At 58.9% G+C, this 14,181-nt stretch carries 16 protein-coding genes; 4 read left to right on the top strand and 12 right to left on the bottom strand.

Features of this window, described 5'->3' with window-relative positions; translation table 11 throughout:
- Nucleotides 1-129 precede the first annotated feature (129 nt).
- Genes sctU through sctW form a run of 12 tightly spaced genes read right to left on the bottom strand, consistent with a single transcriptional unit; the run spans nt 130 to nt 10,558 of the window.
- Nucleotides 130-1,206, bottom strand: a complete 1,077-nt coding sequence (sctU, locus tag PSH91_RS13950) for a type III secretion system export apparatus subunit SctU (protein ID WP_107322396.1) — start codon at nt 1,204-1,206, stop codon at nt 130-132.
- On the bottom strand, nt 1,203-1,997 hold the full coding sequence (gene sctT, locus PSH91_RS13945; RefSeq protein ID WP_107322397.1) for a type III secretion system export apparatus subunit SctT: 795 nt from the start codon (nt 1,995-1,997) through the stop codon (nt 1,203-1,205). The genes sctU and sctT overlap by 4 nt, the downstream gene beginning before the upstream one ends.
- The gene (gene sctS, locus PSH91_RS13940; RefSeq protein ID WP_107322398.1) at nt 1,997-2,263 is read right to left on the bottom strand and encodes a type III secretion system export apparatus subunit SctS; all 267 of its coding nucleotides are present in this window, start codon (nt 2,261-2,263) and stop codon (nt 1,997-1,999) included. Before sctS ends, sctT begins: the two co-directional genes overlap by 1 nt.
- A gap of 7 nt (nt 2,264-2,270) precedes the next feature.
- Nucleotides 2,271-2,924, bottom strand: coding sequence for a type III secretion system export apparatus subunit SctR (gene sctR, locus PSH91_RS13935; protein ID WP_107322399.1), 654 nt, complete (start codon nt 2,922-2,924; stop codon nt 2,271-2,273).
- Nucleotides 2,921-3,301, bottom strand: coding sequence for a FliM/FliN family flagellar motor switch protein (locus tag PSH91_RS13930; RefSeq protein ID WP_107322400.1), 381 nt, complete (start codon nt 3,299-3,301; stop codon nt 2,921-2,923). Before PSH91_RS13930 ends, sctR begins: the two co-directional genes overlap by 4 nt.
- Complete coding sequence (locus tag PSH91_RS13925; protein WP_305465936.1) at nt 3,291-4,013, bottom strand: type III secretion system protein; 723 nt, start codon at nt 4,011-4,013, stop codon at nt 3,291-3,293. Before PSH91_RS13925 ends, PSH91_RS13930 begins: the two co-directional genes overlap by 11 nt.
- Nucleotides 4,010-4,570 carry a type III secretion system HrpP C-terminal domain-containing protein gene (locus PSH91_RS13920; protein WP_160892297.1) on the bottom strand — a complete coding sequence of 187 codons (561 nt, stop codon included), beginning with the start codon at nt 4,568-4,570 and terminating at the stop codon, nt 4,010-4,012. The genes PSH91_RS13925 and PSH91_RS13920 overlap by 4 nt, the downstream gene beginning before the upstream one ends.
- Nucleotides 4,571-4,577: 7 nt before the next feature.
- A complete protein-coding gene (locus PSH91_RS13915; protein WP_107322403.1) occupies nt 4,578-5,021 on the bottom strand; it encodes a type III secretion protein in 444 nt (147 codons plus the stop codon).
- 2 nt (nt 5,022-5,023) lie between these two features.
- On the bottom strand, nt 5,024-6,373 hold the full coding sequence (locus PSH91_RS13910; RefSeq protein WP_305465935.1) for a FliI/YscN family ATPase: 1,350 nt from the start codon (nt 6,371-6,373) through the stop codon (nt 5,024-5,026).
- Nucleotides 6,370-7,329, bottom strand: coding sequence for an FHA domain-containing protein (locus PSH91_RS13905; RefSeq protein WP_305465934.1), 960 nt, complete (start codon nt 7,327-7,329; stop codon nt 6,370-6,372). The genes PSH91_RS13910 and PSH91_RS13905 overlap by 4 nt, the downstream gene beginning before the upstream one ends.
- A 17-nt stretch (nt 7,330-7,346) precedes the next feature.
- Nucleotides 7,347-9,446, bottom strand: a complete 2,100-nt coding sequence (gene sctV / locus PSH91_RS13900; protein WP_305465933.1) for a type III secretion system export apparatus subunit SctV — start codon at nt 9,444-9,446, stop codon at nt 7,347-7,349.
- Nucleotides 9,446-10,558 (bottom strand): type III secretion system gatekeeper subunit SctW, encoded by a 1,113-nt coding sequence (gene sctW / locus PSH91_RS13895; RefSeq protein ID WP_305465932.1) that lies wholly within the window; start codon nt 10,556-10,558, stop codon nt 9,446-9,448. The genes sctV and sctW overlap by 1 nt, the downstream gene beginning before the upstream one ends.
- Before the next feature lie 246 nt (nt 10,559-10,804).
- On the opposite strand from sctW, the gene PSH91_RS13890 reads away from it, so the two are divergent.
- The 4 genes from PSH91_RS13890 (at nt 10,805) to PSH91_RS13875 (ending at nt 14,104) form a co-directional block, all read left to right on the top strand.
- On the top strand, nt 10,805-11,341 hold the full coding sequence (locus PSH91_RS13890; protein ID WP_025213859.1) for an RNA polymerase sigma factor: 537 nt from the start codon (nt 10,805-10,807) through the stop codon (nt 11,339-11,341).
- 97 nt (nt 11,342-11,438) lie between these two features.
- A complete protein-coding gene (locus tag PSH91_RS13885; protein WP_305465930.1) occupies nt 11,439-11,798 on the top strand; it encodes a hypothetical protein in 360 nt (119 codons plus the stop codon).
- A 119-nt stretch (nt 11,799-11,917) separates the two neighbouring features.
- Nucleotides 11,918-12,712 (top strand): lytic transglycosylase domain-containing protein, encoded by a 795-nt coding sequence (locus PSH91_RS13880; protein WP_107322408.1) that lies wholly within the window; start codon nt 11,918-11,920, stop codon nt 12,710-12,712.
- A 54-nt stretch (nt 12,713-12,766) separates the two neighbouring features.
- Nucleotides 12,767-14,104, top strand: a complete 1,338-nt coding sequence (locus PSH91_RS13875) for a hypothetical protein (protein ID WP_305465929.1) — start codon at nt 12,767-12,769, stop codon at nt 14,102-14,104.
- Nucleotides 14,105-14,181 lie beyond the last annotated feature (77 nt).

Below are 14,181 nucleotides of genomic sequence, written 5' to 3'. Positions count from 1 at the left end.
TGCTCTGAGAGCGGGATTGATCCCGGAGATTGGGAGCGCGAGCTCGACGAATGCATGGGGAAAACTTCCAGAAGTTTTGACCGCCATTAAAGCGCGCAGGTATTAAAGTTTTATGACTGGGATGATGGGTCAGTGGGTTTCCAGCTGGATGATTTCTTCTGTGACTTCATCAAGCTGGCGAATGACTTGGTAGATATGGGCGACCTCCAGCAAGGTTTCGCGCGGTATATGGCGACCTGTGCGAACGATGTACAACGCGCGCGCCAGCCAGACACATTGGACCACCGGGATCTTGGCGTTCTGGGCGCGCTTGATCAGCGCCAGAGCATCATCGTCTTGTCCTTTGCAATGAATCAGCGGCAAAGGCGTCTGGCCTGGTCGGTAGTACAGTGCCACGGCGTAGTGGGTCGGGTTGACCAACAACAAGTCGGCGTCCTCCACCGGTCGGGGGGCGGTGCTGGGTTCGGAGTTGAGCAGTTCGTGCGCCAGCTGACGACGATGGCCTTTGACGTGCGGATCGCCTTCGGACTGCTTGTATTCCTGCTTGATGTCTTCGTGGCTCATGCGCAGTTTCTTGGCGTGAAAGTATTTTTGCAGGGCAAAGTCGACCATGCCGATCACCAGCAGCAGGCCCAAAGTGTTGCGCAAGATGCTCTGAAATACCTCCAGCAACGAGCGCCAGTAGGTGACGAGATCGGTGTCGGCCAACAGCACCAGCTTGCCCAGGATGGGCATGATCGAGACATACAGAATGACCGCAATGGCCAGCGCTTTGAGGACGCTCAGCAGCAGGTTCATCAGATTCTGTTTAGAGAACATCTGCTTGATCTGGCCGATTGGATTGAGCTTGCCGAGATCGACCTTCAGGGCCTTCGGCGCAAAGAGGAAGCCGATCTGCATCCAGGTGCCGGCCAGACGTATCAGAATCGCCACGCCGACGCTGGCGACGATGAAGGAAACAAGTGTCCACAGCGCTGTGCCGCTGAGCTCAATGGCAGTACTGGCGAAGGGGTCGTTCAGTCGTCGCAAGGGTAATTCGGTGAGGTGCTGCAGGCGTGTCATGCTTTCCTCGGCCATGCCCAGACAGACTTCGCTGACCACCATCAGCACCAGCAGTTTGGCCAGGTCCTGGCTCTGCCCAACCTGGCCTTTTTCCCTCGCGTCGCGTTCTTTCTTCGGCGTCGCCTTTTCGGTTTTTTCGCTCACGGGACTTTTACCAACAGGTTCAGCAGAAATTTCAAATCGAACCAGCGATCGAGTTCGGCGTTGCCCAGATCCAGGAGTGTGGGCAGATACACCAGCAGAAACAGCAATCCGATGACGCTCTTGGCCGGCATCGCCAGAATCGAAACATTCAGTTGCTGGGCATAAAGACCGACGATGGCGAAAGCGGCCTCAATCAGCAGCAACAGGCCTATGAACGGCGCCGCGTAAAGCAATGCGTGCTGCATGGTCCTGTTCAGCTCGCCAAGCAGTATGTCCAGCCCCTCTACCGTCATGTTCGGCATCCAAGCGGTGGGCGGCCAAATGATGTAGCTGTCCCAGATGACCTGGGTAATCAGCGAGAGGCCGCCGGACAGGATGACTAGCATGATCAGCACTTCCTGCAGCAACTCGCCCAGTGGCGTCGCGTCGGGCCCCAGGGAAGGGTTGATCTGGCCGCCGCTGAGAGCGCCGCGCTGGCTGTCGAGCAAGGCGCCTACCGTTGCGAACATCCAGAACGGCATATACAGCAGCAACCCCAACAGCACGCCCAGGACCATTTCCTTGAGCAACAAACCGCCGATCATCAGCCAGTTCTCATGTTGCCCAGACAACACCCGACCGATGCTCGGCGCTGGAACCATCGCAACCGCGCAGGTCACGGCGTAACGCAGCGGCCCCTTGAGGTATTTGAAGCAAAACGCTGGCACCAGCATCATGCACGGCAGAATCCTGGCCATGGCTAAAGCGATACCGAGCATCAGTTCGAACAAATACTCGGCATTGAATGGCATCAAACGGCGCCTCCGGTGCGCGCGATCAGGTCGAACGCCATGTTGATGAACAGGATCAATTCAACGCCGATCCAGCGGCCGGTCGCCGCCAGGGTCACGCCCACGGCGACCAGTTTGATACCAAAGGGCAGGGTCTGGTCCTGGATCTGCATCAAGGCTTGCACGAGAGACGTCAACACGCCTACCAGCACCGCGACCAGCAGCGGTGGTGCGGTAAGAATCACCACCAGGTACATGCCCTGTTTGAACAACTCCAGCGCTTCCACGGCAGCCTCACAGATAGGAATAGAACAGACTGTCGAGTAACCGCGTCCAGCCCTGGACAAGGACGAACAGCAGCAATTTGAGCGGCAGCGAAATGGTCATCGGCGAGACCATTTGCATGCCAAGCGCAAGCAGCAGGTTGGACACGATCAGATCAATGACGATGAACGGAATGTAAATCAGAAAACCGATCTCGAACCCGGCCTGCAGCTCCGACAATACGAAGGCTGGAATCGCCAGCAGCAGATCCTTGCTGCTGGCTTTTTCGGCCAGTTCCGCAGGCCACATACGGTGGGTGTTGTCGACCAGATGCGCCAGGACGTCCGGATCGGTGTTACGGCTCATGAAGTTTTGCAGCGGGGCGATGACCGTGTTCACGCTGGCTTGAAGTTGTTCGGTAGTGCCTATCTGCAAAGGATTTTCAGCCACCCGTTGCTGGATTTCATAAGCCACCGGAGCCATCACGAACATCGTCGCCGCCAGGGCAATGCCATACAACGCCATATTGGGCGGAACCTGTTGCACGCCGATGGCATTGCGCGTTATCAGCAACACCATGGAGATTTTCAGAAATGCGGTGCAGACAATCAAAAACAACGGGATCAGCGAGAGCGCCCCCAGAAACAGCGCGAGCATGATCGGGTTCATGCCATCCAGAATCATTGATCAAATACCAAGCGAGTGATTTGCATGCCCAAGCGTCCATCCACGTCTACCAGCTCACCGTAGGCGACCACCCGCTCTTCATGGCACAACGTCGCTGCGCCCGGCGCCATGCCCGTGACATCCACCACGGAACCGGCCGCCAGGCGGCCGAGCGCTTCGAGGCTCAGCTTCACTTCGCCGCACCGTACGGTCAACGCCAGGGTCACACCGGCCAAGGGCGATGGCGGCTGCGGCGCAGCGTCTTGCGGGAGGGCGTCGTCTGGCTGCGCCGGATCGAGCCGTTCCTGCTGGTCGTCGTTCGCTTCCCGGGCCGCCAAGTCATCGTTACTGTCGAACTCGTACAACGGTTCTTCATCCTGCAGTTCATTGCTCATGAATGGAGCCTTCTTCGTGAATCAGCCTGAGCTGTAAGTGATCATTCCGGTCTTCGCTACAAACCGCCCACCGCTGGTTGCCCAGTTGCAGGTTTCCCCGACCTTGAACGTCGAAGACCGCCTCGGCAGGCAACAACACATCGCCTGGACGTAATGAGCGCAGCTGATTGACCAGCAAATCCATGCGCCCAACGATGACCGGATGAGCCAGGACCCAACGCTCAGGCACGGTTTGCTCGATAAATCGCCACGGTGCGTCATTCAGTATCTGCAGCAGCGATTCGGCGCTGAGGCTTAGCGTTCCGTAGGTTTTCTCGCCATTGCGCTCAATGAGCACGCGACAATCCCAGCGGTCATCCAGTACCGGTTCCTCGGCGAGTGGCGCCAACGGTGCGAGCAGGTCGGACAGCACCGGCGTCAGCTGTTGATTGATCAACTGCCAATACCACGCTTGTGGCGGCTCGACGGTGAGAACGGGTACTTCACCGCACAGACTCAGCAGGGCATCGGCGTTCGATAACAGCAGGGGGCCGTGTCGGCTGGACAAGCCTATCCAGCGCTCATCGGCAATGGCGCCGCAGGGTGTCAGCGGACCGAGCGTCATGCGTATCTTTTCAGCTCTGCTGGTGAACTCCAGGAAACGGCCGCGCCCCAAGGTCAGGGAGGCCATTGCGGCCGTGCTCGACAGGCGTCGCAGGCTGAGTTTTTTCATGCAGGCCCCGTCGGCTGTAATCTCAGCTCGACGTCATGGTCCAGCGCCTCGGCGAACGCTTGCTGGCAGGCGCCATGGTGCTTGGTCAATCGCTCCAGGACGTCTGCGCGTTCCAGACCAAGCTCGATGTCCCAATGGCTGTCTCGTTTCTGGGCACGAATCTGGACCTTGCCCAGATTGGGCATGAGCAGGGTGGCGCTGAAAGGACGATTGCCCTGTTGCGGCAACTGCAGCGCCAGTTCATCAATCAACTGTGTCGGTATGCCGTCGAGCGGCGCGAACATCGAGAACGGGCTCGCACCATTGCCCGAGCTGCCCTGGTCGTCCGAGTAGGCGGGCGGCGGTGGCACAAGCATCTGCATGAACAACATCGCGTCGGCGTCCAGCGGCCTGGCGCCGTCGTTGGCAGACCTGACCTCGACCGGACGGTTGCGCTGGACCTCGGTGCCTTTGCTCGACGGTGCCGAGGATGCCGCAGCAGTGGGTTTTGCTGTAGGCGCGGCAGGTGCCTGTGGAGTAGGGCGTTGGGGTGGCGTGTGCTTGATGGGGCTAGTCATGTCTCACTTATTCCTCACTGAGTGTCTCGCTCATGCAGGCAAGTTTTTCCACCGCGCGTTGCCGTGCCTTGACGTCCAGCTGTGCTTGTTGCAACGACTGTTCCTGCGCTTCGATGTGCAAGCGCAACTGGCTGACGTCCTGGCGGATCTGGGCGAGGCGATCAAGCATGCGTCGCTCCTTTTCGTGCCAGCGGTCGATATCAGCCAGTTCCAGAGTGGTTTGCAGGTGGGTATCGGCTAACGATCGCCGCTGGCGCTTCTGATTGGTACGCTCCTGGTTCATTGAGCTTTCGCTGACCAGCAGTTGCTCGCGCAACCTCGCCACCTCTCGTGCAAGGCGCGCACGGGCACGTTCGGCACTGGCCTGGCGGTGCTGACGCAAAGGGCCGAGCAGGCCGATGACGCGCTCCAGCGCCTGGCGCTCCGGGTCCGTATCGAGATCTTCGTCCAAGGTCAGTCCACCAGTTGCGAGGTAATGTGATTGAGTTGGGCGAGTGTTTCTTCAAGCGCTACCGGCCCGCGCAGGTCCTGGCGAAGGAAGCGGTTGATGCTGTCGTTCAGTTGTACCGCCAGATCAGTGACCGGGTCGGCGCCGGCCTGGTATTCACCCAGGCGCAGGAGCATTTCCACCTGCTTGTAGGCCGCCATCAACTGGCGCAGACGATTATTGGCCTGGACATGCTCGCGGCTGGTGACGTTGCCGAGGATCCGGCTGATGCTCGCGGACACGTCAATGGCCGGATAGTGTCCACGCTCGGCCAACTTGCGCGACAGCACGATGTGCCCGTCGAGCAACGACCTGACTTCGTCGGCGACGGGGTCGTTCATCGAGTCGGCCTCGATCAGCACGGTGTAGATGGCGGTGATAGAGCCGTTCTCGCTCATGCCGGCGCGCTCGACCAGTTGCGGCAGCAGGGTGTAGACCGAGGGGGGCAGGCCGCCACGTCCGATCGGTTCCCCGGCGGCGATGCCGATTTCGCGTTGAGCACGGGCAAAACGGGTGAGCGAGTCAATCAGCAAGAGCACTTTCATGCCGCGCTGACGGTAGGCTTCGGCGATAGCGGTAGCGGTGAAAGCGGCGCGCGCACGCTCCATGCTGGAGCGATCCGAGGTGGCACAGATCAGGACCGAACGTTGGCGTAGTTCATCATCCAGTTCATGGTCGAGGAACTCGCGTAGTTCGCGTCCCCGTTCGCCGATCAAGCCGAAAACGATGACGTCGCAGTCCATGTTCCTGGCCATCTCCGCCAGCAGCGTGGTCTTGCCACAGCCCGCTCCGGCGAACAATCCGACACGCTGCCCTTCGCCCAATAGGATGGCGCTGTCGATGGCGCGAATACCGGTGGGCAGCGGGTTGCTGATGCGTGGTTTTTGCATCGGCGGGAGGGCATCGGCAATCACCGCCGTGGTGCTGCGACAGTCATGGACATCGGCAAAAGCGCCGAGGCCGTCGCCCAGCAACGGTCGACCAAAACCATCGAGCACGCTTCCGAGCAACTGATCATCCACCCCTATGCGATGAGCCATCCCAAGCGGTTGGATGCGGGCCCCGACTTGAATGCCGGCAGGGGTGCCCAGGGCACTGAGCAGCGTGCATTGGTCGGTAAAGCCGACGATCTCCGCCAGCATTGAGCTGCCGTCCGCCTTGCTGACCTCGCAAAGATCGCCAATCTTGGCCGCAGGCACCTGGCACTCGAGCAGGATCCCGCTCACCGCCGAAACCTTGCCGCTGATCCGCACCGCCGAACAACTGGTCAGCCGCGCGCGCTGTTGTCGAGCCCATTGTTCAAGCGCATCGGTCACCAGCTCACCTCGATATGCTGGTCACCATCGAAGATGATTTTGTGCTCTTCTATCCGCGTCAGACGCAGACCCTGCACCACATCGCCAACATAAATTTGCAGGCCGTCGGCGGTCACCAGGTGAGCGTTGTTGCCAGCGATAATTTGCACCAGGGTGAACGGCAAGCTGGTCCCGACGATGCCGACTTGATCGGCTATCGGGACCGTGGTGGGGTAGCGCTCTTTGAAACTCTTGAGCATTCGCTGATAGACCTCCAGCGCTTCCTCCTTGAGGTTGCCTTTGAGCACCAACCCTTCGTCAAGCTCCTCGACGGTGACCTCCGTGAGCAGGCGTTCTGCCAATTGAGTGGTCAGGAGCCGGCGGACCTGTTCGCGATTTTTCAGATGTGTGCTGCCGGAGGATGAGGAAGGCCCGGTAGCAGGGGAAGGTTGCGCCGGGCTTTGAGGCGCCTTGGCGGCGGTAACCTTGACGGCGCTCGGCGGGGCTTCGGACTGGCTAAGGCCCCAGGCGCCACCGACCAGGCCTACGACCACGCCAGCGATCACCGCCGATACCAGCTTCAAGGATGGCACGCCTGGCATCGATTTACGCGTGGGAGACGCTGACGACTGAGGCGGCTGGCCGTTGGCATCCGCAGGCGTGACCAGAGCCGGTACGTCAGGCCAGGGCTCTTCGGCGGATGCCAGGCACAGCCAGACGTTTGCGATGGCGAACGGTTGGTTCGGCGTCAATGTCATAGCGTTTGACGCACGCCCTTCGTCGTCGTTGATCGGCATCTGTTCGGCAGCCAGGTTCCAGCCTTCCTCGGTTCTGCTCAACCGACAGTGGAGCGAGGCGATGCCCGGGTCGTACAGCGCCAGATCATGGTCGTCGTTGGCGCCGATCACCCATTGGTCACCGACCAACGGCAATGCAGCGCCCTGGTGCAGCCCATTCAATACACGTAGTTCAAACATCGCGAAGGCACTCGACATCAAGCCGCATAGTCGTCTTCCAAGGGCAGGAATTCATTTTCCAGGTCGAAACGGCCGAGGACCTTCACCTCGGAGGCATTGGTGATCTCGGCAAAGGAGAGCACCGGCACGTGATGGAACTCGTCCTGCAATAACGTCCGTAGCGGAGCGCGCAGATCCTGGGCGACCAACATCACCGCGCGTTCTGACGAGCGCTGCGGGAAAGCCATGCGCAATTGTTGAACCAGCATCAGGCTGGATTCGCTGTTCAGGGCAAAGAACGTCTCGGTTTGCGTCTGACGCAGGCTGTCACGCAGGATGCCTTCGCTCTCAGGGGTGAATAGCCAGACGAGCAATCCCTCCTGGCTGCAATACTGGTTATAGATCAGCGTCTTGAGGGCGATACGTACATAATCGGTGAGGGCCAGGACATCGCGCTCATGTTGCCCATGTTCGATCAAGGTTTCGGCGATCACCCGGATACCGCGCAGGGGTACGCATTCTGAAGCCAACCGCTGCAGCACCTGAGAAAAACGCGCGAGAGGCATGACGCGCTGCAGTTCCTGCGCCAGTTCCGGTTGTTCTGTTTCCAGCCAACCGAGGATCGCTTTGGTTTCCTGCAGCCCGATGAATTGCGGCCCGCAAATCTGTAGCGCGCGCTCCATGCGTTCGATAATCAGCGTACTGGGGCTGATGGGCTGCGTATTACTGTTGTTCAACAGCTCCGCATCGGTGGGTACCCAGATCCATTGGCTTTCCTGCCGTTCCGAACTGCCTTTGCTGTATTGCTGGTCGTTCTCAATGGCCTGTGAGGAGCCATCGATAGCCACCAACGTCTCGCTGAACGTGGCCCTGAGTACGGGGACCTCATACACCGTAAAGCGGAATTCATCCGGGTCCAGATGCGCCTGGTATTCGATGATGAATGAGGGCAGCGTCAGCCCGAAGTTCACCACCAGGCGATTGCGCCGTTGACGAATTTCGCTGACCAGGGCTTCGATCCGCTCAAGACTCTGGCTGGGATGAAATTGCAGGACAAACTGGCGGCTGGGCAGGAACATTCGCAGGTCTTCCTGTCCGTTATTTTCCGGGGTTGTCGGGGCCGCTTGATCTTGATTGCCCTTGGGCTTGGCGCGATTGATCTGCAACAGGCCGCCGCCACAACAGATGATGGCGATCGTGACGAACACCATGGTCGGCATCCCGGGCATGGCGGCGAAGCCGAGCATCGCCGCCGAGGCGATGATCCAGGCCTTGGGCTGGCTGGTGATCTGTTCGGCAATTTCACGGCCGATATTGGCCGGCCCGGCGGCATCTTCGTTCGGCACGCGAGTGATGATCATGCCGGCCGTCACGGAGATCAGCAGCGCGGGGATCTGTGCAATGAGGCCGTCGCCGATGGTCAGTACCGAATACAGCTGCACTGCATCGCCGGCAGTCATGCCGTGTTGTATGACTCCAATGGTGATACCGCCAATCATGTTGATCGCGACGATGATCAGGCTGGCGATTGCGTCGCCGTTGACGAACTTCATTGCTCCGTCCATTGCGCCAAACAGCTGGCTCTCCTTGCCAAGCTCCGAGCGCCTGCGCTTGGCCTCGTGGACGCTGATGAGGTTGGCACGTAAGTCGCTGTCGATCGACATCTGTTTGCCGGGCATGGCGTCAAGCGTGAAGCGTGCGCCTACCTCGGCCACCCGTTCCGACCCCTTGGTGATGACCATGAAATTGACCACCGTCAAAATCATGAAAATCACCATGCCGACCGCCAGGTTGCCGCCCACCACGAATTGTCCGAACGCTTCCACGATGTGGCCGGCGTCCTGGTCCAGCAGAATCAGGCGTGTCGTGGCAATCGACAGCGCCAGGCGAAACATGGTTGTGATCAGCAGCACCGAAGGGAACGTCGAGAAGGCGAGTGGGCGGGGCAACTGCATGGCCAACATGATCAGCAGACAGGAGATGCAGATGTTCACCGCGATCAGAATGTCTACCAGCCAGGTGGGTATCGGGGTAATCATCATGAACACAATGGCCAGCACGATAAACGCACCGACGACTTCTGAGCGGCGCATCGCCGCGAGTGCCAAACGGTTTAGCAGGTCGATAATCAGATTCATCAGGCCGGGTTCCCCTTGAGCTGGTTTTGCTCTTGCTGAGTGAGTTCGGCCATCAGCAACAACAGGTTCCCCAAAGCATTCTGCCGGGACTTGAGGTCTTGCCACAGCAAGATAGGCAGCTGTTGGAGCATCGGGCGCAGGCCGTTGAGAAACGACAACTGATGCTTGAGTTGCGCGCCGCCGATAAATTGCGTGAGTTGCAAGGTTTCCTGCAGGTTCATGCCCTTGCCCGAGAGTACGAGCAGGTGTTTGAGAAACGTCGGTGCGCTGACCTGCAGTTGCGGGTTCTTGTCACGCATGCGCCCGAGCAGGTGTTCGCAGCTTTTAAGCAGCGTCGATACATGCTTGGCGGTATTCACGCCATGCATCAAGGGGCGTAATTGCTGGCGAGGACTCGATGGATTGACTGAGGCAAGGTCGTCGGCAATGGCACGACGCAGGTCGCGCAAGGTCGGCTCGAACTGCGCTTCGCCATCCTCCTGACCCAGTAGCGTGTCGATGAGGCTGGATATGGTGGGCTGGCCTACGACGCCGTTGTAATACAATTCCCGCAGATTCTTGCGTCGCTGCGAGTCCAGCCCCGATCTGGAAAAGGCCCGGGCAGTATTGATACCCGCGCGGGCTCTGTTGCCATGGCGCTGCCGGAGTGCGCTGGCGTGATCCGACAGCACCTGGTGCTCATCCCGGGCACCTTCGTGATGCGCTTGTTTCATGGCTGCTTGCAGCATGACGTGCGCTTTGGCCGGGTCCCCGCCAGCGAAGGCGAGCACCCGGCCAAGCAGCGACTCATCAGAGCGTTGACGTTTCAGGGTCTGGCGCAGGGTACGCACTGCTTCATCCAGCCTTTTGTCATTACTGCCCATCAGCATCTGATAAAGCTCACCGAGCTTCATCGCCTTTGATTGCAAGACGGTACCGCCGATGACCAGCTCACGCTGGCTGAGCTCTTTGCTTTGTTGGATCAATGCCGAGGTGAATCGCGCCACCTGGTGCGGCGTGGTGCCCTGATCTTTTGCGATGTGCGACGCCGTCTGCGTAGCGGATAACGCTGGGCGGGCGCTTGCCGGATTGACCGAATGAATCGCGACTGGGGTGAAACCGGGGATTTTCATGGGACGGCATCGATGCAAAGAGTCATGCGCAATGAGTGGCGCAAACCCACCATCGGGTTCCTGAACTCAGAGCTTTCGCGCGGGCGTGCATAAATGCGCGACGACTTCGATCGGTTTATGCAAAAGATTGCACGAACAGAAAAAAACTTAAAAAAATCTTCATGAATAACAGTGCCTTAGATCGCGCAAACGGTTGGCACGCATATCGCTCTTACAGCCGGACTTACCGCCAAATGGTTATTGTCCATGTGTGTAATCAACTCGATCACTTATCCGGCTCCGGCTTCTCTCCTTCGTCAGCTCGACCGCAGGATGGTGCAGAAGGTGCGGTTGTTTATCAGGGCAAAGGTCGCGAACCCTGATGATGCGGAGGATCTGCTCCAGGCAACCTTCCTCGAAGCGCTACGTAACGAGCACAAGTTTCGGCACGACTCGCTGCTGCTGACCTGGCTCTGCGGCATTGCCTTCAACCTCATTCGCAGTCATTTCAGGCGCCTCTACAACCAGCCGTTTCATGACGACCTGCAAGAGTGCGGTGTATTGGAAATGGCCGACAGTCGCGATGTTGTGTCCGAGGTCAGTGGCTTGCGTCAGCTGGTGCGAGTCTTTCGTGCGATGGAAACCTTGCCGCCGAATATGGAGGAGGTGATTCGGGTCGCGATGGAAATGGAAGGTAATTACCTGGAGACCGCCGCTCGGCTGGATATACCGGTTGGCACGGTGCGTTCGCGCTTGTCGCGGGCCCGCGAGCAACTCAAGCGGCGAGTCTCCAGCGAGTACTGAGCCCAAGCGAATCTGCGCCACGGCGACAAGAACAGGGAACCTCTTTCGCCTCTGGCTCCACGCATTATTTAGATCCCATCTTCAAGGAGTGCCCGGTATGCGAATTTGCATCGCTTACAGCCAAGGGCCTGATGACAATTCGAAGGCCGGACAAGTTATTGCACGGATTGCGAACTGGACATTCGAGACATCATCGGTAAGCGCCGGGAATGTGCAGGCGAACCTGGCTTCCAGCCGAACATTGCTGGTATTCAGGCCAACCAGCATTGAGCTGGTATTGCAGGAAACGACCAGAGCGCTCGTCGAAAAATCACCTTCAGCCAAACGTCAGTTTGATCGACTGATGAGGCGATTATTCGATACCGGCCCTGTTTCGCAGCCCACACATCAAATCGCTTTGCCTGAGCACAACGCCTTCGAACCGATCGCCACCATGTCAGCGAACCTGGAGCATTGATTTTGAGCCTGTCTATCTCTCCCATTCGTAGCTCCACCCCCGACACGCTCCTTGCGCCTGAAAACCACAATGAGCGGTTTAGTCGGCACGCCGGTTCAAATCCCGAAGTGGCTGGCGATATGTTCGCGGCTCGCCCCGAGCGGCCGATCAATTTCGGCCCGCCGCCGGAGGTGCCTAACGGGCCTGTGCCTGCACAGAAGAGTGATACCGAGCAAACTGAGCTGATGATGCAACTGATGGAAGTCATCATGAAGGCCATCATGCAGTGGCTCCACGCCTTGATGAATCAACAGGAAGGGGGCGGGGGAGGTGGGATTGCCCAACCGGGGCATCACCCCCACAACACGTTGATGGCGCAACCGGGCGGTTCTGCTGCGCCTGGCGGTGGAGTCAACAATGCCCAGGCCGGTGGCGTGGCAGGCAGTCCGGCCTTGAGCGGTCAGGGTGGGTTGCACTTGCCCGCGCAATTGGAGCCGTATCGCCAGGATATCGTGGATGCCTCCAATGCTACGGGTGTTCCAGGCAACGTGATAGCAGGGCAGATCTGGGCGGAGTCCAGAGGCAACCTGAATTCCAGCAGCACCAATGTCAACGGCAAGACCGACGCTGGCTTGATGCAAGTCAACGCCGACACGTTCGCTCAATTGAAGAGGGACAATCCGGCGCTGCTTGGCAATGCCGACGTCAACAACCCCCGGGACAACATCATGGCGGGTGCCCTCTATTTGCGCGATCAGACCAATGCTTTCGGTGGCGACATCAGCGCAGGACTGCGCGCCTATAACTCCGGCCCCGACAAGGTGAATCGCAACGATTTGGCGGATACCGGAGGGGTAGGGGATCCCGGTTATCCGGCCAACGTATTGAAGTTCGCCGAGATCATTGGAAGCGGCAGAGGTCAACTGCCTGGCTGATAGACACGTCGCGTTTGCGCAGAACATAAACCCGCATGTAAGGAGTAGCACCTCATGGGTATCAATAGAGCCGAATCGCCCGTGTCACTGCGCACACTAGAGAACCGTCATGTTGACGATGCGCGATCAACACACCTGGAGCGAACAGGGGACGTATCGTCTGTTAATGGAGACAACTCTCCAGAGCTGATCGCGCTGAAGGACAAACTTGACGGCCTGTTCGAACCCCATCGGACGGCTGAGAACCATGAGGCCATCAATGCCTTGATTCATGATCGGGCCGTTGAGTTGAAGGAAATGGGAGAGACGCCGGAGACGGTCGAGGCGTTGCTCGACAAAGCGGCGCGCATGGATCGTGTAACGGCTCCGGTGCAAGGTGGGGTGGCTTCCGTACCCTTTGCGGCGGCCTCGGTTGTTTTGGACAAGGCGCCCAAGGTGACGGCTCATGTTGCCGATAATCCAGCCTTGACCGGCTTTGTGGCGGGCGCTTTTTCCGGGGCGGTGGATGCAGTAGGCGGTGGTCTGCTGGCGAGAGCCACGCACGACACTTATTGGCTAAAGCCGCCGCCGGAAACCCTGGAGCCGGTGATGCAACAAGCGCTGACCAGCAAAAAGGAGGAAACCAGGGTGAGTAACGCTGGGGAATGTGCGCTGTCCTGGCAGACTTTCAGTGCTCGCAATGCTGTGCGCTTGGTGGTAGCGGGTGCCATGAATGCCACAGTCGGACCGAAGGCTGCCTCGGCGGTTGATACGGCTATCACCTCAGCGGGAAGTTTGGCTGCCGGCGCAGGTTATGCCCATCTTATGAATAAAAACGACTTGCAGGCCCATCGTGCCGGGCCCGCCTATCTTTTAGGTCGTACCGACTGGAAGACCCAATATCAAGCGCTGAAAGAAAGTACACCACTGAGCCCGTTGGCAAACGGCGCCAAACGTATGGCCAAGCTTCCCCTGAGCTTGTTGACCGATGTGACACCGGCTTTGAGTGGCGCGGTATCCTTTTCAAGTCTGGTCTCCAACGCAGGCGTACTGGGTGGCGGTTTCGCTTTGACATCGCTGGCTCGCGATGCGGCCAAAGACCTGGCAACCCAGAAAGGTCTGGGGCCAGGAGAGGTCGCTGTGGTAGACCACACGGTTAACCTCGCCATGTCGGCACTTACTTTTGGTTCTTATGGGGTGGCCAGTGTTGCAACCGAGCCCCTCAGCGATGCGGCCGTAAAAGTATTGCAAGAGGATGTTCCCGCCAAAGCGCAGGAAGTTGCTGATGCAACTCTCGAGACCGGCAAGGCGCTGGCGCGAGACGCTGTCACTACGGCGAGAGAAATAACGGACCGCGTGTTGGAGCATCGCAGACTCAGAGAGGGTCGCGGTGCGACGGAGAACCCCGTCTGATTCACGCGTCTCGGATGATGTCGGTAGGCGTAGTCAGGTGCTGCTGATTGGATAAACACTGAGGCTACCAACTATAA

The organism is Pseudomonas sp. FP1154, from assembly GCF_030687245.1.
In the GTDB taxonomy this organism is placed as follows: Bacteria; Pseudomonadota; Gammaproteobacteria; order Pseudomonadales; family Pseudomonadaceae; genus Aquipseudomonas; species Aquipseudomonas rhizophila.
The sequence above is the reverse complement of the archived record's forward strand: the minus strand, read 5'-3'. Positions and strand labels throughout refer to the sequence as shown.